Annotated in this window: 25 protein-coding genes; 15 read left to right on the top strand and 10 right to left on the bottom strand. The window is 69.6% G+C overall.

What is annotated here, in order from left to right; translation table 11 throughout:
- The first annotated feature begins 140 nt into the window (after positions 1-140).
- Positions 141-755 carry a bactofilin family protein gene (locus ULB03_RS06240; RefSeq protein WP_322482379.1) on the top strand — a complete coding sequence of 205 codons (615 nt, stop codon included), beginning with the start codon at positions 141-143 and terminating at the stop codon, positions 753-755.
- Between the two features lie 89 nt (positions 756-844).
- Here the strand turns inward: ULB03_RS06240 and nth are convergent, their stop codons facing one another.
- Together nth and ULB03_RS06230 are read right to left on the bottom strand one after the other, a co-directional pair.
- Entirely contained in the window at positions 845-1,486 is a 642-nt protein-coding gene (gene nth / locus ULB03_RS06235; RefSeq protein ID WP_322482378.1) for an endonuclease III, read from the bottom strand.
- 166 nt (positions 1,487-1,652) lie between these two features.
- On the bottom strand, positions 1,653-2,576 hold the full coding sequence (locus ULB03_RS06230) for a LysR family transcriptional regulator (protein WP_322482377.1): 924 nt from the start codon (positions 2,574-2,576) through the stop codon (positions 1,653-1,655).
- A gap of 138 nt (positions 2,577-2,714) precedes the next feature.
- Between ULB03_RS06230 and ULB03_RS06225 the strand changes: the two genes are divergently transcribed.
- The gene (locus ULB03_RS06225; RefSeq protein WP_322482376.1) at positions 2,715-3,479 is read left to right on the top strand and encodes an SDR family oxidoreductase; all 765 of its coding nucleotides are present in this window, start codon (positions 2,715-2,717) and stop codon (positions 3,477-3,479) included.
- 104 nt (positions 3,480-3,583) lie between these two features.
- Positions 3,584-4,075, top strand: coding sequence for a DUF2244 domain-containing protein (locus tag ULB03_RS06220; protein ID WP_322482375.1), 492 nt, complete (start codon positions 3,584-3,586; stop codon positions 4,073-4,075).
- Between the two features lie 98 nt (positions 4,076-4,173).
- On the opposite strand, the gene ULB03_RS06215 is transcribed toward ULB03_RS06220, so the two are convergent.
- From ULB03_RS06215 to ULB03_RS06205, 3 genes are all read right to left on the bottom strand, one after another.
- Complete coding sequence (locus ULB03_RS06215) at positions 4,174-6,669, bottom strand: patatin-like protein (RefSeq protein ID WP_322482374.1); 2,496 nt, start codon at positions 6,667-6,669, stop codon at positions 4,174-4,176.
- A gap of 104 nt (positions 6,670-6,773) precedes the next feature.
- Positions 6,774-7,574, bottom strand: a complete 801-nt coding sequence (gene dapB, locus ULB03_RS06210) for a 4-hydroxy-tetrahydrodipicolinate reductase (protein ID WP_322482373.1) — start codon at positions 7,572-7,574, stop codon at positions 6,774-6,776.
- A 49-nt stretch (positions 7,575-7,623) separates the two neighbouring features.
- On the bottom strand, positions 7,624-8,601 hold the full coding sequence (locus tag ULB03_RS06205) for a zinc ABC transporter substrate-binding protein (protein WP_322482372.1): 978 nt from the start codon (positions 8,599-8,601) through the stop codon (positions 7,624-7,626).
- A gap of 172 nt (positions 8,602-8,773) precedes the next feature.
- On the opposite strand from ULB03_RS06205, the gene ULB03_RS06200 reads away from it, so the two are divergent.
- From ULB03_RS06200 to ULB03_RS06190, 3 genes are all read left to right on the top strand, one after another.
- On the top strand, positions 8,774-9,601 hold the full coding sequence (locus ULB03_RS06200) for a metal ABC transporter ATP-binding protein (RefSeq protein WP_322482371.1): 828 nt from the start codon (positions 8,774-8,776) through the stop codon (positions 9,599-9,601).
- Complete coding sequence (gene znuB, locus ULB03_RS06195; RefSeq protein ID WP_322482370.1) at positions 9,594-10,385, top strand: zinc ABC transporter permease subunit ZnuB; 792 nt, start codon at positions 9,594-9,596, stop codon at positions 10,383-10,385. The genes ULB03_RS06200 and znuB overlap by 8 nt, the downstream gene beginning before the upstream one ends.
- Positions 10,386-10,540: 155 nt before the next feature.
- Entirely contained in the window at positions 10,541-10,789 is a 249-nt protein-coding gene (locus tag ULB03_RS06190; RefSeq protein WP_322482369.1) for a hypothetical protein, read from the top strand.
- A 9-nt stretch (positions 10,790-10,798) separates the two neighbouring features.
- Here ULB03_RS06190 and ULB03_RS06185 read toward each other — a convergent pair whose 3' ends face one another.
- Entirely contained in the window at positions 10,799-12,148 is a 1,350-nt protein-coding gene (locus ULB03_RS06185) for a penicillin-binding protein activator (protein WP_322482368.1), read from the bottom strand.
- Between the two features lie 49 nt (positions 12,149-12,197).
- On the opposite strand from ULB03_RS06185, the gene rsmI reads away from it, so the two are divergent.
- From rsmI to ULB03_RS06160, 5 genes are all read left to right on the top strand, one after another.
- Positions 12,198-13,178 (top strand): 16S rRNA (cytidine(1402)-2'-O)-methyltransferase, encoded by a 981-nt coding sequence (rsmI, locus tag ULB03_RS06180; protein WP_322482367.1) that lies wholly within the window; start codon positions 12,198-12,200, stop codon positions 13,176-13,178.
- Complete coding sequence (locus ULB03_RS06175; RefSeq protein ID WP_322482366.1) at positions 13,165-13,554, top strand: YraN family protein; 390 nt, start codon at positions 13,165-13,167, stop codon at positions 13,552-13,554. Before rsmI ends, ULB03_RS06175 begins: the two co-directional genes overlap by 14 nt.
- Positions 13,555-13,682: 128 nt before the next feature.
- A complete protein-coding gene (locus ULB03_RS06170) occupies positions 13,683-14,585 on the top strand; it encodes a SirB1 family protein (RefSeq protein ID WP_322482365.1) in 903 nt (300 codons plus the stop codon).
- 115 nt (positions 14,586-14,700) lie between these two features.
- The gene (gene gshB, locus ULB03_RS06165; protein WP_322482364.1) at positions 14,701-15,651 is read left to right on the top strand and encodes a glutathione synthase; all 951 of its coding nucleotides are present in this window, start codon (positions 14,701-14,703) and stop codon (positions 15,649-15,651) included.
- A 259-nt stretch (positions 15,652-15,910) separates the two neighbouring features.
- On the top strand, positions 15,911-16,183 hold the full coding sequence (locus tag ULB03_RS06160) for a hypothetical protein (RefSeq protein WP_322482363.1): 273 nt from the start codon (positions 15,911-15,913) through the stop codon (positions 16,181-16,183).
- Between the two features lie 21 nt (positions 16,184-16,204).
- On the opposite strand, the gene ULB03_RS06155 is transcribed toward ULB03_RS06160, so the two are convergent.
- Positions 16,205-16,570: a DUF1289 domain-containing protein gene (locus ULB03_RS06155; protein ID WP_322482362.1), complete on the bottom strand. Its 366-nt coding sequence runs from the start codon at positions 16,568-16,570 to the stop codon at positions 16,205-16,207.
- Between the two features lie 267 nt (positions 16,571-16,837).
- On the opposite strand from ULB03_RS06155, the gene ULB03_RS06150 reads away from it, so the two are divergent.
- Positions 16,838-18,757, top strand: a complete 1,920-nt coding sequence (locus ULB03_RS06150; protein WP_322482361.1) for a PAS domain-containing sensor histidine kinase — start codon at positions 16,838-16,840, stop codon at positions 18,755-18,757.
- Positions 18,758-18,775: 18 nt separating this feature from the next.
- On the opposite strand, the gene ULB03_RS06145 is transcribed toward ULB03_RS06150, so the two are convergent.
- Both ULB03_RS06145 and ULB03_RS06140 read right to left on the bottom strand, forming a co-directional pair.
- Positions 18,776-19,381, bottom strand: a complete 606-nt coding sequence (locus ULB03_RS06145) for a glutathione peroxidase (protein ID WP_322482360.1) — start codon at positions 19,379-19,381, stop codon at positions 18,776-18,778.
- A gap of 10 nt (positions 19,382-19,391) precedes the next feature.
- A complete protein-coding gene (locus tag ULB03_RS06140) occupies positions 19,392-20,087 on the bottom strand; it encodes a sulfite oxidase-like oxidoreductase (RefSeq protein WP_416211046.1) in 696 nt (231 codons plus the stop codon).
- 355 nt (positions 20,088-20,442) lie between these two features.
- On the opposite strand from ULB03_RS06140, the gene ULB03_RS06135 reads away from it, so the two are divergent.
- Entirely contained in the window at positions 20,443-22,899 is a 2,457-nt protein-coding gene (locus tag ULB03_RS06135) for a mechanosensitive ion channel domain-containing protein (RefSeq protein ID WP_322482359.1), read from the top strand.
- 21 nt (positions 22,900-22,920) lie between these two features.
- Here the strand turns inward: ULB03_RS06135 and ULB03_RS06130 are convergent, their stop codons facing one another.
- Complete coding sequence (locus ULB03_RS06130) at positions 22,921-23,454, bottom strand: regulatory protein RecX (RefSeq protein ID WP_322482358.1); 534 nt, start codon at positions 23,452-23,454, stop codon at positions 22,921-22,923.
- Positions 23,455-23,701: 247 nt separating this feature from the next.
- On the opposite strand from ULB03_RS06130, the gene ULB03_RS06125 reads away from it, so the two are divergent.
- Complete coding sequence (locus tag ULB03_RS06125) at positions 23,702-24,541, top strand: ABC transporter permease (RefSeq protein WP_322483786.1); 840 nt, start codon at positions 23,702-23,704, stop codon at positions 24,539-24,541.
- A gap of 4 nt (positions 24,542-24,545) precedes the next feature.
- Positions 24,546-25,394, top strand: coding sequence for an ABC transporter permease (locus ULB03_RS06120; RefSeq protein ID WP_322482357.1), 849 nt, complete (start codon positions 24,546-24,548; stop codon positions 25,392-25,394).
- The last annotated feature ends 23 nt before the right edge of the window (positions 25,395-25,417 follow it).

The following is a 25,417-nucleotide window of genomic DNA, read 5'->3' as shown; positions in this document are numbered from 1 at the left end:
CCAAGCCGGCCGACCTTCGCACGCCCGTTCCGGTGGCTGAGCCCACGCCCCCGGCCCCCCCGGCCGTGGAACCCGTTACCGAACCGGAGCCTTCGACCTTGGCCGCGGCCAACCGGGGGCCCTCAGACAAGGGGATCAACATGCAGTTCAAGACGCCGACGCCCGGCTCCGCCCCGACGCCGGGCCAGCCCTCGCTTGGCCTGGGCGGCGGCGCCACGCAGGTGCCGCCGACGCCCGCGACCCCGGCGCCGGCGGGTGCCGCCACCGGTGGTTTTCGTAGTGACATTCCGCGCCGCGTCGTGGAAATTCCGGGCACGCCGCCCCGGCGTGTCGCGCCCACCGGTACTGAAGGAAACGCACCCTTGCCTACCAATGACATGCGCAAACTGATCGTCGGTCGTGAAATCTCCCTGTCGGGTGAAATCGCCGCCTGCGACATCCTGGTGGTGGAAGGCACGGTCGAGGCCAAGCTGCGCGAGGGCCGGGCCATCGAGGTGACGGACAGCGGCCTGTTCAAGGGCTCCGTCGAGATCGACGAGGCTGACATCGGCGGTCGTTTCGAGGGCGATATTTCCGTGCGCGGCACCCTGCGCGTCCGCTCCACCGGCCGTATCCAGGGCAACATCCGCTACGGCGTGCTGGAGGTGGAGCAGGGCGGCCTGCTCGTCGGCACCATCGAGACGCTGACGGGTGAGTCCCGCGCCCGCCCGGTGAAGGAAGTGGAGGCCGTCGTCGCCCCCGGCGCCGACGCCTGATCCCATCCCTGCAAGGTGATTGATGATGGGCCGGCCCAGGCATGGGCTGGCCCATTTCACTTCCGGAACGGTTTCAGCCCTGAGTTGGTTCAGGCCGTCAGGACCGTCTTGGCCTCATAGGCGCACAGGTCGATGACGCCGCACACCGCGCAGTCCGGCTTGCGCGCCTTGCAGACATAGCGTCCGTGCAGGATCAGCCAATGGTGGGCGTGCAGGCGATAGGCCTTGGGCACCACCTTCACCAGCTTTTCCTCCACCGCCTCCACCGTCTTGCCCGGCGCCAGGCCGGTGCGGTTGGACACGCGGAAGATATGGGTGTCGACGGCGATGGTCGGTTCCCCGAAGGCCACGTTCAGCACCACGTTGGCCGTCTTGCGGCCCACGCCCGGCAGTTCCTCCAGGTCCTCGCGTTTGCGCGGCACCTGGCCGCCGTGCTTTTCCAACAGGATTTCCGACAGGCGGATGACGTTGGCGGCCTTGGTCTTGTAGAGGCCGATGGTCTTCACATGGTCGCGCACCGTCGCCTCCCCCAGCGCCACCATGGCCGCCGGGTTGTCGGCGATCTGGAACAGCGCCTTGGTGGCCTTGTTCACGCCGACATCCGTCGCCTGGGCCGACAGCACCACCGCCACCAGCAGGGTGTAGGGGTTGACGTACTCCAGCTCCGTCTTCGGCTCGGGGTCCCGCTCCGCCAGCCGGCGGAAGAACTCTTCGATGGTCGCGCGTTTCATGTTCGGGGCCTCAAACGCCGGCGGGGCATCCGCCTCTTGGCTTGTCCTCGCTTTCCAGTCCGCTGACGCTTCCCAGAAAGCTCCGGCGGCCGCGGTCGCGGCCTAGGTTTATTCACGCCCAGTCGTCTGGCGGGCCGGCAAATCTACGGGCGGCGCCATGGTTCGATCAAGCGGTGTCGCCGGAGTGGCACTCCCAGGCCGGGGTGCCGTGGAAGGCGTCGGCCAGGAAGTCGATCAGGGCGCGGACCTTGGCGCTGACATGGCGGCGGCTGGGATAGACGGCCAGGATGTCGATATCGGGGATGCGGTGGTCGGGCAGCACCGGGACCAGGCGGCCGGCGCGCAAATCATCGCCGATCAGGAAGGTGGGTTGCCAGATGATGCCCTGTCCGGCCAGGGCGGCCGCACGGGCGGTGTCGCCGTTGTTGGTCAGCAGGCGGATGGGGATGCGCACCGTCACCGGCTTGCCCTCCGGGTCCAGCAGCACCCAGTCCTCCGGCACGCCGGTGTAGCTGTAGGCGATACGGGCATGGTTGGCCAGGCACGACGGCGTCGCGGGAACGCCCTGGCGCGCCAGGTAGTCGGGCGAGGCGCACAGCACGTTGCGCGAGGTCGCCAGTTTGCGGGCGGCGTAGGTGGGCGACCCGCCGCGCGAGATGCGGATGCCCAGGTCGAACCCCTCCTCCACCATGTCCACCACCCGGTCGGTCAGGGCGACGTCGAGCAGCACGTCGGGATATCGCGCCATGAAGCGGGGCCACAGCGGCGCCAGGTGCCCCACGCCGAAGCTCAGCGGCGCGTTCACCCGCAGCCGCCCCCTGGGCTTCAGCGTGGTGGCGGACGCCAGCGCCTCCGCCTCCGCCACCTCCTCCAGGATGGTCTGGGCGCGCTCGTACAGCGCCTCCCCCGCCTCGGTCAGCGATAGCCGGCGCGAGGTGCGGTTCAGCAGCCGGCTGCCCAGGTAGCCCTCCAGCTCGTTGACATAGCGGGTGACGTTGGCGGGGGAGGTGTTCAGGGCGTCCGCCGCCTTGGCGAAACCGCCCCTGGCCACCACCGTGGCGAACACTTCGAACGCGCGCAGCCTGTCCATGGCGCCCTACCAGAATTATTCAGCAAAACTGAATCATAAACTCATTTTCACCCCATCGATGCAAGGGAGGCTGAAGGGTAATCCTTGGTTCGTCAGCGGCGCGGTGGTCGCGCCGATCCCAGCATCGGAGAGTGAAAAATGGCTCGTTTACAGAACAAGGTCGCCCTCATCACCGGCGCCAGCTCAGGCATCGGTCGCGCCACCGCCAAGCTGTTCGCCGCGGAAGGCGCCAAGGTCGTCGTCGGTGCCCGCCGCCAGGCGGAACTGGATAGCCTGGTGGCCGAGATCATCGCCGCCGGCGGCCAGGCCGTGGCGCTGGCCGGTGACGTCCAGCATGAGGAGTACAATCAGGCCCTGGTGGCGCTGGCGGTGACGCGCTTCGGCCGCCTGGACATCGCCTTCAACAACGCCGGCACCCTGGGTGAGGCCGGGCCCAGCACGGAGGTGAGCGAGGCCGGCTGGACCAACACCCTGGCCGTCAACCTCACCGGTCCCTTCCTGGGCGCCAAGCACCAGATCGGCCAGATGGTGAAGAACGGCGGCGGTTCGGTCATCTTCACCTCCACCTTCGTCGGTTACACCTTCTCCTTCCCCGGCTTGGCCGCCTATTCCGCCAGCAAGTCCGGCCTGATCGGCCTGACCCAGGCGCTGGCGGCCGAGTTCGGCCCCCAGGGCGTGCGGGTCAACGCCGTGCTGCCGGGGGCGGTGGAGACCGAGATGTATCACGCCGCCAACGACACGGCCGAGAAGCGCGACTGGCTGAACAACGCCCATGCCCTGCGCCGCGCCGGCCAGCCGGCGGAACTGGCCCGCGCCGTTCTGTACCTGGCCTCGGACGACTCGTCCTTCGTCACCGGCACGGCCCAGCTTGTGGACGGTGGCATTTCGATCACCCGAAGCTGAGACGCGCGAAGCTAAGGACCCCAGCGCCTGGGTCATGGCCCGCGCTTGAGCCCTGACAGGGGGCGGCCTTTACCGGGTAGGTGGGCCGCCCTACTGTTTTGTCCATGATCCATGACGAAACCACCCTGAGGCAGACTTGGCTCAGCGTCATCCTGCGGCCCCACCGCAGCCTGTCGCCGATGGGGTTCCGCATCCTCATGGGCGTCGTGGCGGCGGTCAGTTTCGGCGTGGGCCTGGTCTTCTACTTGCGCGGCGCCTGGCCCGTCATCGGCTTCTGCGGCGTGGACGTGTTGGTGATCTACCTGGCCTTCCGCGCCAGCTACCGCTCCGCCCGGTTGTATGAGCGGGTGGAGCTGACCGATCAGGCCCTGACGGTGGAGCGGGTGGAACCCCGTCGCCCCAGCCGCCGCTGGTCCTTCGTTCCCTACTGGCTGCGCGTGCATATGGACGACCCCGCCCGGCATGACAGCCAGGTGGTGCTGACCAGCCACGGCAAGCGCCTGGTGGTGGGCAGCTTCCTGCCCATGGAGGAACGGGTGCGGGTGGCCAGCACCCTCAGTGACGCGCTCGCCCGGCACAAGAACGGCGGCTTTTAGAGCGAGATGCGATCATGTCTGATCGCATCTCGCTCTTAACCTGTTCATGATAGAGCGGATTTACACGATCAGGTGACTACACCTGATCGCGTTCCGCTCTAACCGCCCTCCGCCAGCAACCCTTCCAGCCAGCGCAGGGCGGGGGAGCGTTCGCCCAGGCGCTCGCGTTCGGTGCGGGCGATGGCGGCGAACAGGCGGCGCTTCAGGCCGGCCCCGTCCACCCCCGGCGGATGGCCCGCCGCGTCCAGCACCAGATCCACCAGCCGGTCGGCGGCGTGCAGCCGGCCCATCAGATAATCGCTTTCCCGGTGGGCGCGGCTGAAAAAGGCGCCGAAATGGTTGATCTCCCGCCCCTTCAGGGGAATGGCGCCGCCCATCGCCTGGCAGAAGCGGGCGTCGTCCGGGCTGATGCGGTCCACCCGCACCTCCTCCAGGTCGTCCAGCTCGCGCCAGCCGCTGATGGAAAAGGTCAGCACGTCCCAGAAGGCGAAGCCGACATAGGCCACGAACAGTTCCCGCCGCGCCGCCAGGCCCAGCAGGTTCAGGCCCATCAGCGCGAAAATCTCGTCCACCTGCTGGTTGATGGCGTTCAGGTCAATGCGCCGGGCCAGGTCCCACATGACACGATTCACCGCCGCCAAATCGGGCGAACGGCCCATGGCCAGCGGCTCGACGAAGGGCACGGCCAGGGCCTCGCGCTCATCGGCGTTGAGGAAGGCCCCGGACTCATAGACGCGCAGACGCTCCAGGCAGTCGTATAGGTTGGCCTTGATGTCATCCAGGTCGCGGGCGGTGACATCGGTGAACCCGTCCTCGTCCAACCGGGCGTACAGCTCGTTCAGGGCGCGGATGACGAACCGCAGGCGCCGGCCGCGGAAGCCCACGTCGAAGGCCAGCAGGAAGCGGACCCAGGGCGGGGCGTCGGCCTCGGCCGTGTCGCCGGTGCCCCCCGCCGCCTCCCGCGCCTCCTCCCGCTCTGGGCCCCAGGTCGTCACCTGGTCGGGCGTGATGCCGGTGGCCTGCGCCCAGGCGTGCAAGGCGTCCGTCGCCTGGCGCGCCGCCGCCGTGCCCGGCTGATAGCCGCATCCCACCGCCACCAGCCGCCCCAGGGCATCCAGGACGGAGGTCAGTTTCAGCCGGACATAGGCCTCATAGGCGAAGCCGGCCTCCTTGGCGGCGCGGCCGTTGGCGATCTCCCGCCAGTCGTGGACCTGGGCGTAGGTCAGTTCCGCCGGCGTCTCGCCCCCCACCACCTCATGCACCAGCTGGGTGATACCAGGCCGCGCCGCCTCGATGACGGAGCGCAGCTGGCGCATGCGGGCGTTGTTGCGGTCGATGGACACCAGCTCGTCGCGCACCGGCTCATTGCGCGGGATGTCGGACAGCGCCCCCTTCAGCGTGCGGAAGAAGCCGGGCGTTTCCGCCCGCGCCACCCGCTTCAGGTGGGCCGGGTCGGGGTCGATGTAGATCAGCCGGCGGTCGACCTCGCGGTAGGCCGGGCGGCCGGAAATGGCGCGCAGGGCCTCGGCGAAGGGCTTGTTGTTCAGCACACTGCCGTCGATGAAGCTGATGCGCCCCGGGTCGACGCCGGCGGCGGTGTAGCGGCGGAAATTGCGCTTCAGGAAGCGGTCCCGGTCCGGCCAGTCCCGGCCCCGCCGCGCCAACAGCCCGTCCAGCGCCCGCAGGTGGGCGGGCGGGAAGGCGCCGGGGAAGGAGGAGGTGGCGCGGGCGGCGAACACCAGACCGGGGATGGAGCCCTCGCCGAAATCCGTGTCCACCCGGCCGCCGGGCCAGCGGCGGTAATGGAACTTCAGGACGTGGCGATGCTCCCGCTCCTCCACCGCTGGCGGGTCATGGGCGGGGATGCGCTGCAGGAAGCCGTGGAAGTCGGTGACGGTGACGAACAGGGACAGCGACTGCCCCGCCGGCAGCAGCGAGGCATAGGGGCTGACCGGCTGGCCCATGGCGGTGGCCGCGTCCAGCAGCATCTCCATCAGCCGCATGCCGTCAAAGGGCGGCTTGAACCAGCGGGAGCGCACGAACATCGACAGCTTCCAGCGCATCTCGTCGTCCGGCGCCAGGCGCATCAGCCGCCCCAGGCCATAGGCCAGGAAGGGCTTCAGGAACCACTTGCTCCATTTCGTCGCCCGCCCGTCCTCGACCATCAGCTGGGTGACGTCCGCCTCCTCCAGCCACAGCGCGGTCAGGGCGTCCAGGTCCAGGTCGTGGGCCAGGGCGCGGGCCAGCAGCACGCCGTTGATGCCGCCGGCGGACGATCCGGCGATGACGTCGATGACGATGCGCAGGTCGATGTGGGCGCCCACCTCCTGCAACAGGGCGACGTAGACCTCCTCCGTGTCCGGGGTCTGGCTGGCGCCCAGGGCGCTGCCGCTGCTGTAGCCGATGCGGCGGGCCAGATCGTCCTGCAGCGCCTGGTAACTGCCCTGGGTGCGCAGCCGGGGATCATGGGTGCCGTGGAACACCCGCGACGCGCGGGCCAGCTTCAACAGTTCCTTGGTGACGCCATGCATGTAGACGGCCAACGACACCCCGCCGTAGCAGACGAGGGCCATGCGCAGTTCTTTTTCCTTCACGGCATGGCATCCGAGGCGTGGTTACTCCCGCCCCGACTGTCGCCCTCAGCCCTCGGCGGGTCAATTAAGTTAAGTTTTCGGCCGGTGGCGGTGATGCCGCCGCCTTACAGCCCCAGCACGTCGCGCATGCTGTAGAGGCCGGGCCCCTTGGCCCCGGCCCAGATGGCGGCGCGCACCGCACCCCGGGCGAAGATGGCGCGGCTGCCGGCCTTGTGGGTCAGCTCGATGCGCTCGCCCTCGGCCGCGAAGATGACGGTGTGGTCGCCCACCACGTCGCCGCCGCGCAGGGTGGCGAAGCCGATGTGCCCGGCCTCCCGCGCGCCGGTGTGGCCGTCACGCACCCGGTCGGACACGGTGTCCAGCTCCACGCCCCGGCCGGCGGCGGCGGCGCGGCCCAGGCCCAGCGCGGTGCCCGACGGCGCGTCCACCTTGTGGCGGTGGTGCATCTCCACGATCTCGATATCCCAGACGTCGGGCCCCAGCGTGCGGGCCACGTCCTGCACCAGGGCCAGCAGCAGGTTCACACCCAGGCTCATGTTGGGCGCCTGCACCACCGCCGCCTGCCCCGACGCCGTGTCGATGGCGGCTTGCTGGTCAGGGCTGAGCCCGGTGGTGCCCACCACCAGGGCGGTGCCGTGCCGCGCGGCCAGGCCCGCATGGACGGCGGTGCCGGCCGGGGTGGTAAAGTCGATGACCGCGTCGCTGGCGGCGAACAGGGCATCCACGTCGCTGCTGGAAACCAGGCCGGCGGGCTCCAGGCCGGCCAGCGTGCCCAGGTCCCGGCCCAAATCGGGGTTGCCGGGGCGCATGGTGCCGCCCGACAGGGTGGCGCCGGGGGTGCCCAGCACCTCCCGCATCAGCATGCGGCCCATCCGGCCGCCGCAGCCCACGATCCCGATCCGCATGATCCTATCCCCACCGCTGAAGCTCTCGTGGGGGCGGTCTTATCACAGCTTATCCGCCGAGACAGCCGGCCAGGGCATGGGCGTTGGCGCGCATCAGCGTGGCGTAGAGGTCGGGGCCGGGCGGCAGCAGCGCGCCCTCGGGGTCCAGGACGCCGCGCTTGGCCTTGGTTCCGTCCACCAGGGCGGCGATCAGCGCCGTGTCGAACTGCGGTTCGGCGAAGACGCAGGCGGCGCCGGACGATTGGATGCGGGCGCGCAGCTGGCTCAGGCGCGCGGCGCCGGGCCGAACCTCGGGGTTCAGGGTGATGGCGCCCACCCCGTCCAGGCGATAGCGCGCCTCCAGGTAATGGAAGGCGTCATGGAAAACGACGAAGGGCTTGCCGCTGACGGGGGCCAGGATGCCGCCGATCTCCTGGTCCAGCGCGTCCAGGTCCCGCAGCAGCTTGGCCAGGTTGTCGCGGTAGCGGGCGGCGTCGGCGGGGTCCTGCTGGATCAGCGCGTCCGCCATGGCGCGGGCCATGGCCTTGGCGTTGGCCGGGTCCAGCCAGGCATGGCCGTCGATCTGGGTATCGGCGGCGCCCCCCGCCACGGCCGCCACCACATGGCCATGGTCGTCGCCCTCCGCCCAGGCGCCGGCGGTGCGCAGGGCCAGGGGGCGCAGTCCCGGCGCCTCGATCAGGGTGACGATGTGCGCGCCGCGCGCCAGGTTGGCCAGCGGCTTCACCAGGAACGGCTCCAGCGTCGGGCCCATCCAGAACACGATGTCGGCCCGGGACAAGGCGGCGGCGTCCGACGGCTTCAGGCTGAAGCTGTGCGGGCTGGCCGTGCCGTCGACCAGCAATCTGGGAGTGTCGCCCCCCTGGCCGACCCCCTGCATCAGGGCCGCCGCCAGGGAATGCACGGGCTTGACGCTGGCAACCACCTGCGGGGCATGAGACGCCGTCCCCTGCTGGGTTTGGGCCTGCGACGGGGCGGCGACCGCCAGCCACAGCAGGGCGACCAGGGGCAGGATGCGGACAGAAACCATGGGAATTCCAACCGGTGTAAGGGCGCCGGGGCGGTTGTGGCCGGCAAGTGATGTTATACTATAACATTTGTCAAGTCGGTTCGGATGCCGTAAAGCCGGGGGGCACACATACCCGCGCCGCAGGCTCGTCCCCCGCTGAGTCGCAGGCTCGCCCCGCCAACAGGTCCCACACATGTCGCCAGCCGAACCGCTTATCAAGACCGCCGGGCTGACCGTGCAGTTCGGCCGGCGGACGGTGCTGCAGTCGGTGGACCTTACCGTCTCGGCGGGCGAGGTCGTGACCCTGGTGGGCCCCAATGGCGCGGGCAAGTCCACCCTGCTGCGCGCCGTGCTGGGTTTGCAGCGGCCCAGCGGCGGCACGGTATGGCGCAAGCCGGGCTTGCGTATCGGCTATATGCCGCAGCGCCTGGCCGTGGATGCCACCCTGCCCCTGACCGTGCGCCGCCTGCTTTCCCTTTGGGGGCCGGTGACGGAGGCGGCGGTGGCGGAAACCTTGGGCGAGGTGGGGGCCGCCGGCCTGGCCGGCAGTGCCGTCCAATCCCTGTCGGGCGGTGAACTGCAACGGGTGATGCTGGCGCGCGCCCTGTTGCGCCGCCCCGATCTGCTGGTGCTGGATGAGCCGGCCCAGGCGGTGGACGTCGCGGGCCAGGCCACGCTGTACGCCCTGATCAACGCCATCCGCCGCCGTCACGGCTGTGGCGTGCTGATGGTCAGCCATGACCTCAACCACGCCCTGTCCGGCACTGATCGCCTGGTTTGCCTGAACGGTCATGTCTGCTGCGCCGGCCGTCCCGAGGACGTCCGCCGGCATCCCGACTTCCAGGCCCTGTTCGGCATCCCGGGGGGCGCCTGGGACCCCATGGCTGTTCCGGCCTGGCTGTCCTCCGCCGGCCCGCACAGCCATGGCGCCGCCCCACCGGGATGCCAGCACACGCACGACCAGGCGTCCCCCGCGCCCTCCGGCCCCGCCGCCACCAAGGACCACCCCACCCATGGATGATTTCCTGTTGCGCGCGCTGGCCGGTGGTGTGGGCGTCGCCCTCGTGGCCGGCCCCCTGGGTTGCTTCGTCGTCTGGCGGCGCATGGCCTATTTCGGCGACACCCTGTCCCATGCCGCCCTGCTGGGCATCGCGCTGGGGTTCGTGGCCGGCATCAACCTGATGCTGGCGGTGGCGCTGGTCGGGCTAGTGCTGGCCGGCGTCCTGGTCCTGATGCAGCGCCAGCGCAAGCTGGCCACCGACACGCTGCTGGGCCTGCTCAGCCACACCACCCTCAGCCTGGGCTTGATCGCCGTCGCCCTGCTGCAGACGGTGCGGGTGGACCTCATGTCCTATCTGTTCGGTGACATCCTGGCCGTCAGCGGCGGGGACCTGGCCTGGATCTGGGGCGGCGGGGTCGTGGTGCTGGTCCTGCTGGCCTGGCTGTGGCGGCCCCTGCTGGCCATGACGGTGAGCGAGGATTTGGCCCGGGTGGAGGGGGTGCCCGTCCTGGCCACCCAGTTGGGCTTCATGATGCTGATGGCCGCCACCATCGCGTTGGCCATGAAGGTGGTGGGCGTGCTGCTGATCACGGCGCTGCTGATCATCCCCGCCGCCTGTGCCCGCCGATTCGCCCGCACGCCGGAAGTCATGGCCGCCCTGGCCGCCCTGATCGGCGCGCTGTCGGTCTGCGGGGGCCTGGGCGCATCGTTCCGGGCCGATCTGCCGGCGGGTCCGGCGGTGGTGGTTGCTGCGGCCGCGTTATTCCTGCTGACCCAGCTTTTTCCCCGGCGCACGCTTCGCTGACGCACGCCGCCGGGCGACCGCAGGTGGAGCGGCTTTCGCACCTGCGCACCATTTTAACCAATTTTTAAGGATAATTTCGCTACCGCCGACGCGTCATCTCGGTCACAATCTGATTAACAGCACGTGAACCGGCGCCCACCTGAGGTGGGGCAGACATGACGATGGAGCATGGTTTGGATCGGTTCTCCCTCGCCGGCATGAAGGCCGGCTCCGCGCAGGCGCCCGCCGGCTCTCTGGGTTCGGGCGTCATCCCTGTGGACCTTCGCCGCGACACTGACCGCTCGGCCGCCGCCCGCGTGGCGCGCCTGGCCTGGTTCGAACTGGCCGCCGCTGCTACCCGACGATCCCTGGCCCAGGACCAGGCATCCCCGGATATGGCCGGGGACGCCGCGGTACTCCGCTGATCCCGGCTGTCAGGAACCGGGGTTCGGCGCGGGTGCTGCGGGTGCTGTGAAGCTGGTCGGGGCGGGGTCCACGACGGTGACGCCGGTCCGGGTGACCTCCAGCACCGACAGGCCCCGTTCCACTTGGCCGGTCGGCAGCAGCCGGAACACGCCGTCGATGCCGGCGAAACCGTTGGGGTCCGTCAGGTTTTCCCGCACATAGGCCTTGTGGGCCTTGGCCAGCACCGCGGCCAGCGCCGTCGCGTCATAGGCCAGGGTGGCCAGCCGCGGCGGGCGCTGCCCGTACACGTCGTTGAAGCGCTTCTCAAAGCCCTGCCGCGCGTCCGGCGCCGCGCTGGCGTACCAGCCGCCGACCAGCGACGGCTCGCGCCCGATGCCCGGCTCGTCCCACTGGCCCGTGCCCAGGAAGCGGACGGGGCCGGGATCGATGTTGAAGAAGGGCAGCAGGGGCGCCACCTCCTTCAGCCGCTGTCCGCCCTCCGCGATCAGGATGGCCTGGAAGGGCAGGTCGTCCACGGCGGCCGCCGCCTTTCCGTCCTTGCTGGCGGCCGCGTCGCGCGCGGCCGCCATCTGGGCGTGGCGCTGCTCGAAGTTGGACAGGCGCTTGATGGTCTCGCTGACGTCCTTCTGCGTCGGCTGATAGCGCGCGGCGGTGGTCACGTCGGCACCGGCCTTGGACGCGGCGTCGCGCATGGCCTGCTCCACCATGTCGCCATTGCCGCCCACCGGGGCCAACAGGGCCAGGCGCGTCAGGCCATGGCTGGCGGCGTAGCTGACCACCCGGGCCACCTGGTCTTGCGGCTGGAAGCCCAGCACCCAGGTGCCACCGGCGGGGGCGTGGGTGTCCGCCACCGTGGCGTCGTTGGAAAAGCTCAACACCGGCACCGTGCCGACCACCGGGGTCACCGCTTTGGCGTCCACCCCGTAGACCGGCCCGATCAGCAGGGTGGCCCCGGCGGCCAGCGCCTCCTGCGCCGCGGCCACCGACCCCTCCGGCGTGCTGCGGGTGTCGCGGATCAGCAGCTGGAAATGCGGGTCGGCGGTATCGAACAGCGCCATCTGCGCCGCCTGCTGCATGGCCTCGCCCAGACTGGCCGCCTTGCCCGTCAGGGGCAGCAGCAGGGCCACGCGCACCGTTTCATCCGCCGGGATGGTGGGGGCAGGCGGTGGCGCTTCGGGCGTGGCCTCGGCGGCCTTGGGGGATTGCGGCTGCGGGGCGGCCGCCTGGGGGGCGGCCTGCCGCGGCGCTTGCGCCTGCGGCGGCGGGGCCGTTACCGTGGGCTGGCTGGCGCAGGCGGCCAACAGGGTCAGCGCCAACAGCCCGGCAGCGGTTTTGCCCACCCTGGCTGTGGCAGACATACCGGCATACATCATCGCGAACCCACCCTTTGGACCACCTGTCGATCCCATGAAACCGCAGCATCCGCCAGTCGACGATGTCGACGCCGGCGACGCCCCTGAAGACGACACTGAAGACGCGCAGGACGACACCCTGGAGGGGGACGCCGCGCCAGACGGGGCAGAGCCTAGCGGCAGTGCCCCGTCCCGTAAACCGCCGCCTGGCCTGCACGTCGTCGCCACCCCCATCGGCAACGCCGGCGACATCACCCTGCGCGCGCTGGAAACGCTGAAGGGCGTGGACGCCATCGCCTGCGAGGACACGCGGGTGACGGCCAAGCTGATGGCCCGCTACCAGGTGCGCAAGCCCCTGCTGCCCTATCACGAGCACAACGCCGCCCGCATGCGGCCGCAGCTGCTGGCCCGCATGGCGGCGGGCGAGGCCATCGCCCTGGTGTCGGACGCCGGCACGCCGCTGATCTCCGACCCCGGCTACAAGCTGGTGCGCGAGGCGCGCGACCAGGGCCTGCACGTCACTCACCTGCCGGGCGCCAGCGCCACCCTGACAGCCCTGGTCCTAGCCGGCCTGCCCTCCGATCGCTTCCTGTTCGCCGGCTTCCTGCCCAACAAGACGGGCGCCCGCCGCGCGGCGCTGGAGGAATTGGCGCCGGTGCGCGCCACCCTGGTGCTGTTCGAGTCGGCCCAGCGCTTGGCCGACCTGCTGGCCGACGCCGCCCAGGTGCTGGGCGGGCGCGAGGTGGCGGTGGCGCGGGAACTGACCAAGCTGTTCGAGGAGGTGCGGCGCGGCACCCTGGCCGAGCTGGCCACCCACTATGCCGACGCCGGCCCGCCCAAGGGCGAGGTCGTGGTGGTCATCGGCCCGCCCGTCGCGTCGGGGGAGGAGGCCGTGGACATCGACGCGCTGCTGCGCGCGGCCCTGCGCACCCTCAGCGTCCGCGACGCCGCCGCCACGGTGGCCGAGGCCAGCGGCGCCCCGCGCAAGCAGGTCTACCAACGGGCGCTTGAGATTTCGAAAGATGACGCGGGCTGAGCGGCTGGCGAGAAAGACGCTGAACGGCCGCTCCGGCGAGCGCCTGGGCCGGTGGGCGGAGGCATGGTGCCGGCTGGCGTTGCGGCTGAAGGGTTATCGCGTGCTGGCCAGCCGGTGCCGCACCCCGGCGGGGGAGATCGACATCGTGGCCCAGCGCGGTGACCTTCTGGCCATCGTCGAGGTCAAGGCGCGGGCCAGCGAGGAGCTGGGGCACGGCGCCGTCAGCCTTCAGCAATGGCGCCGGCTGGAACGCGCCGCCGGCCTGTACGTCGCCGCCCGGCCCCGTCTGGCGCGCCACGCCATCCGCTTCGACCTGATGATCGTGCGGCCCCGGCGCTGGCCGCTGCACCGGCCGGACGCCTGGCGCGCCTCCTGACGGACGGCGCCCCCCCGTAGCAGGCCCTCATGAGGATTCATTGAGGGTTCCGGCGGCTTTGGTGGTCGACACCCGCCCCGGCGATGCGCTATGTCCCGGAAACCGATGCCGGAGGGAGCGTCCAGTCCGTGACCAGCCTGCTGTCCCCAAAACGCGGCCGTGCCGGCAAGGGCCCGGCGCAAGCCCGCGCGCTGCTGCGCGCCGTGGGCCAGATGCGTGACGAGGACATCGACCTGGCCGAAACCGCCCTGGCGTTGGCCGCCCTGTCGGGTGCCGACGGCGGCTTGGCCAATTATCGCCGCCATCTTACCGCCCTGTCGGCCGCAGTGGGCGCGCATGTGGGTGAGCATGTGGGCGGCCGGCCGCCGGAGGCGCTGACCCTCAGCCTATGCCTGGACGCGCTGCGGGCCGTGTTGGTGGACCGCATGGGATATGAGGGCGACAGCGCCACGTATGAGGATCCGCAGAACGCCAACCTGGCGCGGGTCATCGACCGGCGGCGGGGCCTGCCGGTGGCGCTGGGCATCCTCTACATCCACGCCGCCCGCGCCCAGGGCTGGACCATGGTGGGCCTGAACTTCCCCGGCCATTTCCTCATCCGCCTGGAACAGGGGGGCGAGCGCGCCATCATCGACCCCTTCGGCGGCGGGCGGGTCCTGAGCGTGGTCGACCTGCGCGACCTGATCAAGCAAACCTCCGGCACGGCGGCGGAGCTGGAGCCCGACCACTACGCCCCCGTAGGCAACCGCGACATCCTCCTGCGCCTGCACAACAATGTGAAGCTGCTGCACATGCGCGGCGAACGGCCCGACCTGGCGGCCGAGGCGGTCGAGGCCATGCTGCTGATGGCGCCGGGCCAGGTGCCGCTGTGGCGGGAATCCGGCCTGTTGCAGGCGCAGCTCGGCCACATCGCCGCCGCCATCGCCGCGTTCGAGACCTTCCTGGAACTGGGGGCCCGTGCCGGCACCTCGGCCCAACTGCTGGACCAGGCGGCCACCCTGGTGCAGCATCTGCGCAACCGCCTGAATTGATCCGATGTAATTTCCCCTGTGATCGGCGCCGCAGCCGGGCCGGTCCTCGGGGGGCCACAGTCCAAACCGTCACACGCCAAAGCACCGCCGGACGCCGGGGTGGGGGAGATTGAGGATGAGCCTGTCCGTTGCCATTCAGATGGACCCGATGCACTCCATCAACATCGACACCGACAGCACCTTCATGATGGCGCTGGAGGCGCAGCGGCGGGGTCACACCCTGTACCACTACCTGCCCCAGGATCTGGCCTTCCGCCACAGCCGCCTGGTGGCGACCGCCCGGCCGCTGCAGGTGCGGCGGGAACGGGGCAACCACCACACCTTCGGCCCGGCGGAAACCCTGGACCTGGCCAGCGTCGACGTTGTGCTGATGCGCCAGGATCCACCCTTCGACATGGCCTACATCACGGCCACCCACCTGCTGGAGCATGTGCATCCCCGGACCCTGGTGGTGAACGACCCGGCCTCCGTCCGCAACGCGCCGGAAAAGCTGTTCGTCACCCACTTCCCCGACCTGATGCCGCCCACGCTGATCACCAGCGCCAAGGACGAGGTTCTCGCCTTCCGGCGGGAATACAAGGACATCATCGTGAAGCCGCTGTTCGGCAACGGCGGTTCCGGCGTCTTCCATGTGAAGCCGGATGACGAGAACCTGGGCGCCCTGCTGGAGACGTTCACCCAGCTCTATCGGGAGCCCATCATCGTGCAGAAGTACCTGCCGGAAATCCGCCAGGGCGATAAGCGCATCCTGCTGGTGGATGGCGAACCGGTGGGCGCCGTCAGCCGCCTGCCCCAGGAGGGCGAGGCCCGCGCCAACTTCCACGCCGGCGGCAGCGCCGCCAAGACCGACCTGACCCAGCGTGAGCGCGAGATCTGCGCCGCCATCGGCGGGGTGCTGCGCGACAAGGGCCTGGTGTTCGTGGGCATCGACGTCATTGGCGACTACCTGACCGAGATCAACGTCACCAGCCCGACCGGCATTCAGGAAATCAACCGCCTGAACGGCAGCGCCATCGAATCCACGCTGTGGGACGCCATTGAGCGTCGATTCAGCGCCTCGCGCTAAATACCTGTCGGGGGATGGGGGGACGGTGGGGTGCGACATTTCCGCCGCACCAAAACCCCAGCCGCAGCCTACTGCGAAAGGGAAAGGGCGGGGACCGTTGAAATCAGGTCACACCGTGTACTTATTATCACCCTGTCCGAACGATTTGGCGGGCTTTCCCGGATGCGGGGGGCCAGGGGCCATGATACGCTTCGTGATATTTGCATGAACCAGAGGGCGCCCGTGGCTTGGGAGTGGCGCCCGGTCGATGAGGCGGTCGATGGCTGGCGTGGACGATCACGGCGAGAAGGACGGCCCCAAGCGGGTCCCCAGGGCATCCGGCAGCCCCTCATCCAGCGGTCCGTCTTCCAGTGGCCCGGCCCCTGATGGCGCGTCGGCGGCGGGCTCTGCGGCGGGCAATGTGGTCAATGCCGAGCGCATGCGCCTCCAGGGCGACCGCATCCGCGAGATCGAACGTCTGATGTGGGGCGCCCGCGCCTTCGCCGGCGTTGCCGATGGGGGTGGCGACGACTCGGACACCCAGGCGGACTGACCCGCCCTTCCCTTGTTCGCCTTACAGGTGCGGGCCCTCGCCCCGCCGCCATCGGATCAGCCGGCGTTTATCCCGCCGCCGCTCCGGCAGGCATGCCAGAACGGCGCGGCGTTGGTCCGCCGTCATGCCGCCCCACAGCGTGATCTCTTCCAGCGTGCGCTGACATCCCGCGCACAGGCCGGTGCGGCCGTCGATACGGCAGACGCGGGTGCAGGGGCTGGCCACATAATCATGGGGGTCCGAGGCCCCGGGCCCGGCGGCGGCTCTGTCGCCCATGGGCGCTTCTGGAATGTCAGTCACGGCGGTGTCGGTCAGGGGGTGATCAACGGCATCCAGGTATAGCGGGACGGGGTGGCCCTTGTCGCCCGCTTCATCGTCGCCCCCCATTCATCATCTCCGGCCGGCTCCACCCCTTTGTCAGCGGCACGTTAACGCGCTGCTGTTTCTTTGGGGTTGGGATTGGGTTTATTCTGCGGGTCTGCACGGCCGCAGGGGGCCCCATCCAAGGGGAAGCGGAAAGGTAGTACCAGGATGTCAGTGTTGGAGACCGCGCGGCACCGCCGCCCGGCCGTCTTTTTTTTGACTCGCGGCCCGATTCTGGCCGCGCTGTCCGGTATTGTATTGACCGTCCTTGCCTCCTTTTATGTGCAGTCCATGCTGTCCGGCGTCGCCCAGGCCCGGCTGGCGGATGAAGCCGACTCCCGCAGCCGCCATGTGCAGCAGCGCCTGGACCGTATCAGCGCGACCCTGGGCGCCGAGGGGGATTTCCTGACCGCCAACCCCGCCCCGGCGGAATTCGACCGGCAGGTCGCCCTGTTGATCGACCTGCGGCCTGAAATCAGGTCGGTGTCCTGGGTGGGGCCGGGCGGTCGTGCCCAGCGCACCGGCCCTGCAGGGGCCGAGATCGATCCCACCGACCTGGCCGACCTGGTCGCGGCGACCCCGCAGGGCGGTCCCCCGACGGGTGCCGCGACGCCGGCGGGCGGCGGCGCCGTGACGGTGCGCCTGGGTGGTGACGGGGCCAGCCTGCTGTTGGCGCACGCCACCGCCGGCGGTGCCGCCCTGGTCGCCCGCATCGACCTGCGCGACCTGCTGACCTTGCGCATGGACGGGCAGGCCGATCCCTCTCTGTGGACGCGGCTCAGCCTGCGGTCGCGGGCGGGCGAGGCGGCCTTCGTCCAGACGGGGCATGCCGCCACCACCACCGCCGAGTTCAGCCGCGCCCTCTCCATCGGCGACGGCGTCTGGTGGCTGGACATGACCGGCGACCTGCAGGCCGGTCTGGCCCGGCAGGCATGGGAGGTGGAAGCCGTCCTCCTGTTCGGCGCCGCGCTGACCTTGGGTGTCAGCCTTGTGCTGATGGTCAGCCGCCGCCGCGCCCACGACCGCACCATCCTGATGGACAGCCTGGAACAGGCCAACGCCGTCCTGCACGCCAGCGAGCGCAAGTACCGCGACATCTATGAGAACGCGGTGGAGGGCATGTTCACCATCACCGTCGGCGGCGCCTTCCTGTCCGCCAATCCGGCGCTGGTGCGCATGCTGGGCTACGCGTCGGAGGAGGATCTGGCGAATTCCATGACGGATGCCTGGGCGCAGCTGTTCATCGACGCCCGGGCCCGGGTGGATTTTCCGCATGAGGTGGTGGAACGGGGCGCCATCCAGGATTTCGCCGCCGAAATCCGGCGCAAGGACGGCAGCGCCCTCTGGGCCTCCCTCTCCGCCCGGGTGTTGCTGGACGGCATCGGCCGGGCCTACGCCATCCAGGGAACCGCCGACGACATCACCGACCGGCGGCGGGCGGAGGTGGCGTTGCGCCTGGCCAAGGAGCAGTCGGAGTTCGCCAGCCGGTCCAAGACCGAATTCCTGGCCAATATGAGCCATGAACTGCGCACGCCGCTGAACGCCATCATCGGCTTTTCCGAAATCATCGGCAGCCAGTCCCTGGGCCCCATCGGCAACCCCGCCTATGCCGAATACGCCCGGGACATCCATGACAGCGGCCGCATGCTGCTGGATCTCATCAACGACATCCTGGACCTGTCGAAGATCGAGGCCGGCAAGCGCGAACTGAACGAGCATATGGTCGACCTGCCCCGGGTCTTCGCCTCCTGCCTGCGCGTGGTGAAGGAACGGGCCATCCGGGGCGGCATCAACCTTCAGACCGACTATCCCGACTTCCTGCCCCGTCTGCGGGCGGATGAGGTGGCGTTGAAACAGCTGCTGTCCAACCTGCTGGCCAATGCCGTGAAGTTCACGTTGAAGGGCGGCAGCGTCACCCTGGGCGCCGGGATCGATGGCCAGGGGCGCCTGGTCATCACCGTGGCCGATACCGGCATCGGCATGCGGGCGGAGGATATCGGCCGGGCGTTGGAACCTTTCCGCCAGATCGAAAACCCCCTCACCCGCACCACCGGCGGGGCGGGGCTGGGGCTGCCCCTGGTGCGCGCCTTGGTGGAGCTGCACGACGGCCGCCTGGAGATCGAAAGCGAGCCCGGCATGGGCACCACCGCCCGCGTCATCATGCCGGCCGACCGGGTGTGGCCGGACATGGGCCTGGTGGCGGCGACCTGATCGCGGTCCTGCTTTCGGCTAAAGGCCGGCCTTGTTCAGCAGCGCCTGGATTCGTTCCAGCACGACATCGGCCAGGGGGCGTACGGGCGACGGCCATATTTCCGCCAGCCGGCCATCCGGGGTGACCAGGTATTTCTGGAAATTCCACCGGGGCCATCCGGCCTCGCCCACGCTGCTGACGGCCCAGTGGAAGAAGGGGTGCGCGGCGGGCCCGATCACCGTCTGCTTACCCGCCAGCGGGAAGTCGACGCCATAGGTGCCGGCGCAGAACCGTGCGATCTCCTCGGCGCTGCCCGGTTCCCGCCCGCCGAAATCGTTGGATGGCACGCCCAGAACCATCAGGCCCCGGCCGCGCAACAGCGTCCACAGCGTTTGCAGCTCCGCGTATTGCGTGGCGTAGCCGCAGGCGGAGGCGGTGTTCACCACCAGCACCGGCCGGCCCTTGAAGGCCTCCATCCGGATGGGGGGGCCGCCCGTCAGGCTGGGGAAGGCGAAGTGGTGGGCGTTTGGCCGTGCCCGCGGCCTCGCCTGCCCCGGGGCGTCGCCCGGCGGGTACGCCTGCGCGGGCGGGGTGGGATGGGCCAAATGGGGATGGGCCGAATGGGGATGGGTCTGGAACTTCATCGGCGGCGCCTCAACCGTACCGCTGCTCGGTCCAGGGGTCACCCTCGTTATGGTAACCGCGCACTTCCCAGAACCCCGGCGTGTCGTCGTTGATGAACTGGATGCGGCTGATCCATTTCGCCGATTTCCAGAAATAGGCCTTGGGCACCACCAGGCGCACCGGTCCGCCGTGCTCCCGCGTCAGGGGGTGGCCCTCCCAGTGGGTGGCCAGCAGCACGTCGGCGTCGTCGAACGCCGTCAGGCGGAGATTGGTGGTATAGCCGTCATGGCTGTGCAGCAGCACATGGGCCGCCTCGGGCTGGGGCTGGGCCAAGGCTGTCAGGTGCCGGGCGGAAACCCCCTGCCAGTGGTTGTCATAGCGCGACCATGAGGTGACGCAGTGGATGTCGGAGGTGTCGCTGACCACCGGCTGGGCCTGAAAGTCCGCCCAGCTCCAGGTGAAGGGGCGGTCGACCAGCCCATCCACCGTCAGGGTCCAGGTGGTGGCCTCCACCTCGGGCTGGATGCCCAGGTCCAACACCGGCCAACTCGTCACCAGGCGTTGGCCCGGGGGCAGGCGGGGCCGGTCGGCCGCCGGCGCCGCGCCGGTCAACAGCCGGCCTTCCCGCGCCCAGGCCCGCTTGGTTTCCACCAATTTGTTTTCAGGTGCCTCGCTCGCGGGCAGGGGGGTCTCCGCCATCATGTCGTCAGGGCTGTCCTTGGCCATGCGCCGGGTCACTCATCAGGCTGGATCAAGCGGCGTCCTCCCGCATAAGGGGCTGCCACGGCAGGGGGGGTGTCCGCGATCGCCCGGCCGCTTCCCCAGGCTATTCCTGGGACGCATCCGCGTAACCGCCAGTAGTGAGGATAGTGCGCCCTGCCCCGCCTGCCTACGTCCGAGCGAACATTTTGCGGGGAACTGTGCTTCGGGGCCTGTGCTTTACGGCAACCTCCCCTGCCCAGACCGTTGGCAGGCCTATCCGTTAAGGCTAACGTTCGCCCGCTTCATATTCCTTAGTCTTGCCTATAGTGGGTGGTTGCGGACGATGCGGAAAGCTCTCCTTGCCGTTGTTCTTGCGCTGTTGGCGTCCCTGCCGCCGTCGCTCCTCTCCCGGGGGGCGGGGGCGCAAACGTCAGAGGCGCCCGCCGCCAACGCGGCCACACCGGACCATGCCACAGCGGACCGGGCGGCACCGGTTCCGCCGTCCGATGGCGTCACGCCGGACGCCCCATCACCGCATGAGGCAACGCCCCCGGCGGAGCCGCCCCAAGAGGCGCCCAGGGAGACGCCCAGGGAGCATGCGCCGGTTCCTGCCCATGCCGCCGGCGCCGTTTCCCCCATCGCGGCCTCCCAGGCGGCGGCCCTGTTGCAGACCTTGCAGGACCCGCAGCGCCGCGACGCGCTGATCGCGCAGTTGAGCCTGCTGGCCGCCACCAATCCGCCCGCTCCGGCTGCCGCTCCTCCACCCGCCGCCGTCCCTTCGGTCCCGTCCGCCGCGCCTTCCGCCACCCCCGCCGCTCCCGCCGGGGCCAGCCAACCGGCGGAGGAGTCGGAGGTGGAGACCTTGGGCACCCGCATGCTGGATGCCCTGTCGGACCGCATCGAGGAGTTGAGCGAGGAGATCGCCGCCGCCGGCCAGGCGCTGCTCGACCTGCCGAAGGCGTACCGCTGGCTCGACCGGCAGATATCCGATCCCCGGCTGCGCGAGCAGTGGGGCATCCTGATCGGCGAGGTGCTGCTGGTGGTCATCGCGGGCTATGTGGCCCGGCTGGCCACCTTCTGGGCGCTGAGCCGGCCCCGCCACGTCCTGGAACGCCGCCAGTCCAGCAACCTGTGGGTCCGCATGGGCCTGCTGTTGGCCCGCACGCTGCTGGACGCGGTGCCCATGGTGACCTTCGCCGTGGCCGCCTATGGCGTGCAGACCCTGACCCATCCGCCCAAGCCCGCGGCCATGGCGGCGCTGGGCATCATCCTGTCCAGCCTGCTGGTCCAGGGCACGACGCTGGCCGCCCGCTTCCTTCTGTCGCCGGGCGCCCCCTTCCTGCGGCTGCTGCCCGTGGGCGACGAGACGGCGCACTATGTCTACATCTGGGTGCGTCGCATCGCCCTGACGGCGGTGTACGGATATTTCGTGGCGCAGGTGGCCTACCAGCTGGGCCTGCCCACCCGCCCCTACATGGCGCTGCTGAAGGTGGTGGGCCTGATCGTCGGCATCATGCTGGTGATCCTGGTGCTGCAGAACCGGCAGAACGTGGCCGACTGGATCCGGGGGCGCGAGCCCTTGAAGCCCGAGGATCTGCACGAGGATGGCGCGCTGGAGGCCCAGTTGGCCGCCGAGATTTCCGGCGACGCCCCCCTGGTCGCGGCCCCGCCGGCCCCCAGCGCCTGGGGCCTGGTTCGCCGCCGCCTGGCGGAAATCTGGCATATCCTGGCCATCGTCTACCTGGTGGCCATCTACGGCATCTGGGCGCTGGAGGTGAAGGGCGGCTTCGGCTTCGTTTCCCGCGCCACGCTGGTCAGCGTCGTCACCATCATCGTGGCCCGTTTGCTGATGGAGGGGGCCGACCGCCTGATCCGGCGCGGCTTCTCCATCCCCGACGATCTGAAGCGGCAATATCCCCTGCTGGAATCGCGCGCCAACCGCTACCTGCCCATCCTGCACCGGGGGGCCAAGGTCGTGGTGTGGATCGTGGCGGTGCTGACCCTGCTGCAGGCCTGGGGCGTCGACAGCTTCGGCTGGCTCAGCACCCCCTTCGGCCAGCGGGTCAGCTCCTCCCTGCTGACCATCGTGCTCATGGTGGTGTTCGCGCTGATCGTGTGGGAATTGATCAGCGGCGCCATCGAGCGTTACCTCAACACCACCGACCGGCATGGCCGCCTGGTGGAGCGCAGCCCCCGCATCCGCACCCTGCTGCCGCTGGTGCGCAACGTCGTGCTGGTCATGCTGCTGGTCATGGTGGGGCTGACAGTGCTGGCGGAAATCGGGGTCAACATCGCCCCGCTGCTGGCCGGTGTCGGTTTCCTCGGCGTCGCCGTCGGCTTCGGGTCGCAGTCCCTGGTCAAGGACGTCATCACCGGCCTGTTCATCCTGTTCGAGGACACCATCTCCGTCGGCGATTCCGTGACGCTGGCCGGCTACACCGGGACGGTGGAGGGCCTGACCATCCGCACCATCCGTCTGCGTGACGACAGCGGCGCCGTGCACACGGTGCCGTTCAGCGCCGTCACCGGCATCTCCAACCTGACCAAGGATTACAGCTACTTCACCGCCGACTTCGGCATTGCCTACGCCACCGACCTGGACCGCGCCATGCAGATCATGACCGAGATCGGTGAGGAACTGCAGAACGACAGCCTGTTCGGCAGCGGTATCCTGGCGCCCATGGAAATCCTGGGCGTCAGCGAGTTCGCGGAGAAGGCGGTGAAGATCAAGTTCCGCATCAAGACGCGCCCCCGCCGGCAGTACGCCGTGGGCCGCGAGTTCAACCGCCGCCTGAAGCTGCGCTTCGACAAGGAGGGCATCCCCTTCCCGGCTTGAGGCTCAGCGGCCGTTGCGCGGTCAGATGTCATCCAACCCGATGTCATCCGGGTCCACAGCGTCGATGACGCGCGCGGCGATGTCGAAGCCGAAGCCGGCGCGGGCCAGGGTGGCCAGGTCCTTGTCCCGTTTGGCGGCCCGCTCCTCCTCCCCGACGCGGAAGGGGCCCAGGCGCCGGCGGCGGGCGTAGGCATGGGCGGCGCGCAGATCGGTCGACCCCTCCTCCGCGCCGTCCAACTCGCCCAGCGCGGCGTCCACCAGGCCGGCATCGACGCCCTTGGCCGCCAGCTTCTGGCGGATGGTGCGGGTGGATCCGCCCCGGCGGTGCAGGCTTGCCACCCGGCCTTCGGCATAGACGCGGTCGTTCAGCAGGCCGCTTTGCTGATAACGGGCGATCAGCGCCTCCACCCACTCCGCCCCTTGCGCGCGATCCGTGCCGTGGGCGGCGGCCGACATGTCCACCTTGCGCATCAGCACCCGGCGCAGCGACGCGGTGGAGGCGGCGAAGCGCTCCAGATAATGCAGGGCGGCCCGTTCCAGATAGGCCGCGCTCACGCGCTTGGGCCCCCGCCGCTGGGCGGGCGGCCGGTCGGCGGGTGAAAGCTTGGGGGGCGGGTGTCGAAAAGGTCGTCGGTCATGCCGCTATCGTAGCGCCGGCGGCGGCCCCTACGCCACGGTATCGCGTGCCTTCTGTGACGCCGCTCATATTGCCGGGGCGGGGCTGCGGCGTTAAGGTCTGGCCCAGCCTCGCCGGGGGCGTCAACCCCGGGGCCTTTGCGACGGGCACCCCTATTCCATGACCATGCTGCAGCATTCCCCCCTCTCCGGCACGTCCACCCCCCTGGGCGGCCCCGCGCCGGCGCCCCGGGCGCTGGGGGCTGTGAACTGGGTCGGGTTCGCCACCCTGACCAAGCGCGAGATCCGCCGCTTCCTGAAGGTCTGGGTGCAGACCATCGCCGCGCCGGTCGTGACCACCTTGCTGTTCTACGCCGTGTTCGCGCTGGCCCTGGGCGGCGTGGTGCGCATGGTGGGCGACGTGCCGTTCCTGCGCTTCCTGGGCCCCGGCCTCATCATGATGGGCATGGCGCAGAACGCCTTCGCCAACAGCTCGTCCTCCGTGCTGGTGTCCAAGGTGCAGGGCAACATCGTCGATGTGCTGATGCCGCCCCTGTCCTCCCTGGAGTTCGTTTCCGCCTTCGTCACCGGTGGCGTGGTGCGCGGGCTGCTGGTGGGGTTGGTCACCTGGATCGTCATCGAGATGGTGGTGCCGTTGGGCATGCATGCGCCGTTCTACGTGCTGTTCCATGCCCTCATGGCCTCCATGCTGTTGTCCCTGCTCGGGCTCATCGGCGGCATCTGGGCGGACAAGTTCGATCACATGGCGGCTGTCACCAATTTCGTGATCACGCCCCTGTCCTTCCTGTCCGGCACCTTCTACACCCTGGACAGCGCGCCGCCCTTCTTCCACACGCTGGCGCATGTGAACCCCTTCTTCTATTTCATCGACGGTTTTCGCTACGGCTTCATCGGCCATACCGACGGTACCTTGGGCACCGGCATCGTGGTCATGCTGGGCACCAACCTGGTCCTCTGGCTGGTGGCCTTGCGCATGGTTTCCACCGGTTACAAGCTGAAGGCCTGACGCCATGGACATGCCGGCCGCCGGGAACGCCACCGACATGCCGCTGCCGGCCGGGGCCTACCGTCCCGGTCGGCGGCGCCATCACGGCCGCTTCAACACCCTGGGCTTCCTGACCCTGCTGGGGCGGGAGGTGAAGCGCCTGCGCAAGATGGCCATGCTGTTCCTGGTGGCGCCGTGCCTGTCCGCCGCCCTTTATTTCACCGTCTTCGAATTCGGCTTGGGCGACCGGCGTGATACGCCGGAGGGCGACGCCATCCTTGCCTTTCTGGTGCCGGGGCTGGTCGCCCTGTCCCTGCTGACCCAGTCGGTGCAGATCCCCTCCTTCTCCATCCTCTACGCCAAGCTGGAAGGCGCCATCCTGGACCAGTTGATGGCGCCGGTGGGGGCGGCGGAGATGCTGGCCGCCTATGTCCTGTCGGCCATGGCGGCGGGGGTCGCCAGCGGTGCCGCCGTCTGGGTCGGCTTCCTGGTCTTCTGGCAGGCGCCCATGGCCGACCCGGCCCTGGTGCTGTTGTTCGTCGTCCTGGGCTCAACCATGATGGCCACCTTCGGCGTGCTGACCGGGCTGATCAGCATGAAATGGGACCACCTTTCGGCGGCGATGACCTTCGTCTTCACGCCGCTGATCTTCCTGTCCGGCCTGTTCGCCCCGGTCACGACCATGCCGGCGGTCCTGCGCGCCATCGTCCAGGCCAACCCCATCTATTACGCCATCGACGGCGTGCGCATCGGTTTCCTGGGTCAAGGCCAGGATCAGGCGGCCTTCGCCGCCCTGGTGCTGGTGGGTGTGAATGTGCTGCTGCTGGCCATCGCCGGCACCTTGCTGCACCGCGGCTACCGCTTGCGTAACTGAGCCCGTTGATTCTTCTCGCTTTC

Origin of the sequence: Nitrospirillum goiasense (assembly GCF_034427435.1) — a bacterium.
Classification (GTDB): domain Bacteria; phylum Pseudomonadota; class Alphaproteobacteria; order Azospirillales; family Azospirillaceae; genus Nitrospirillum.
Note: the sequence above shows the minus strand (reverse complement) of the source record. Positions and strands in the feature narration are given on the sequence as shown.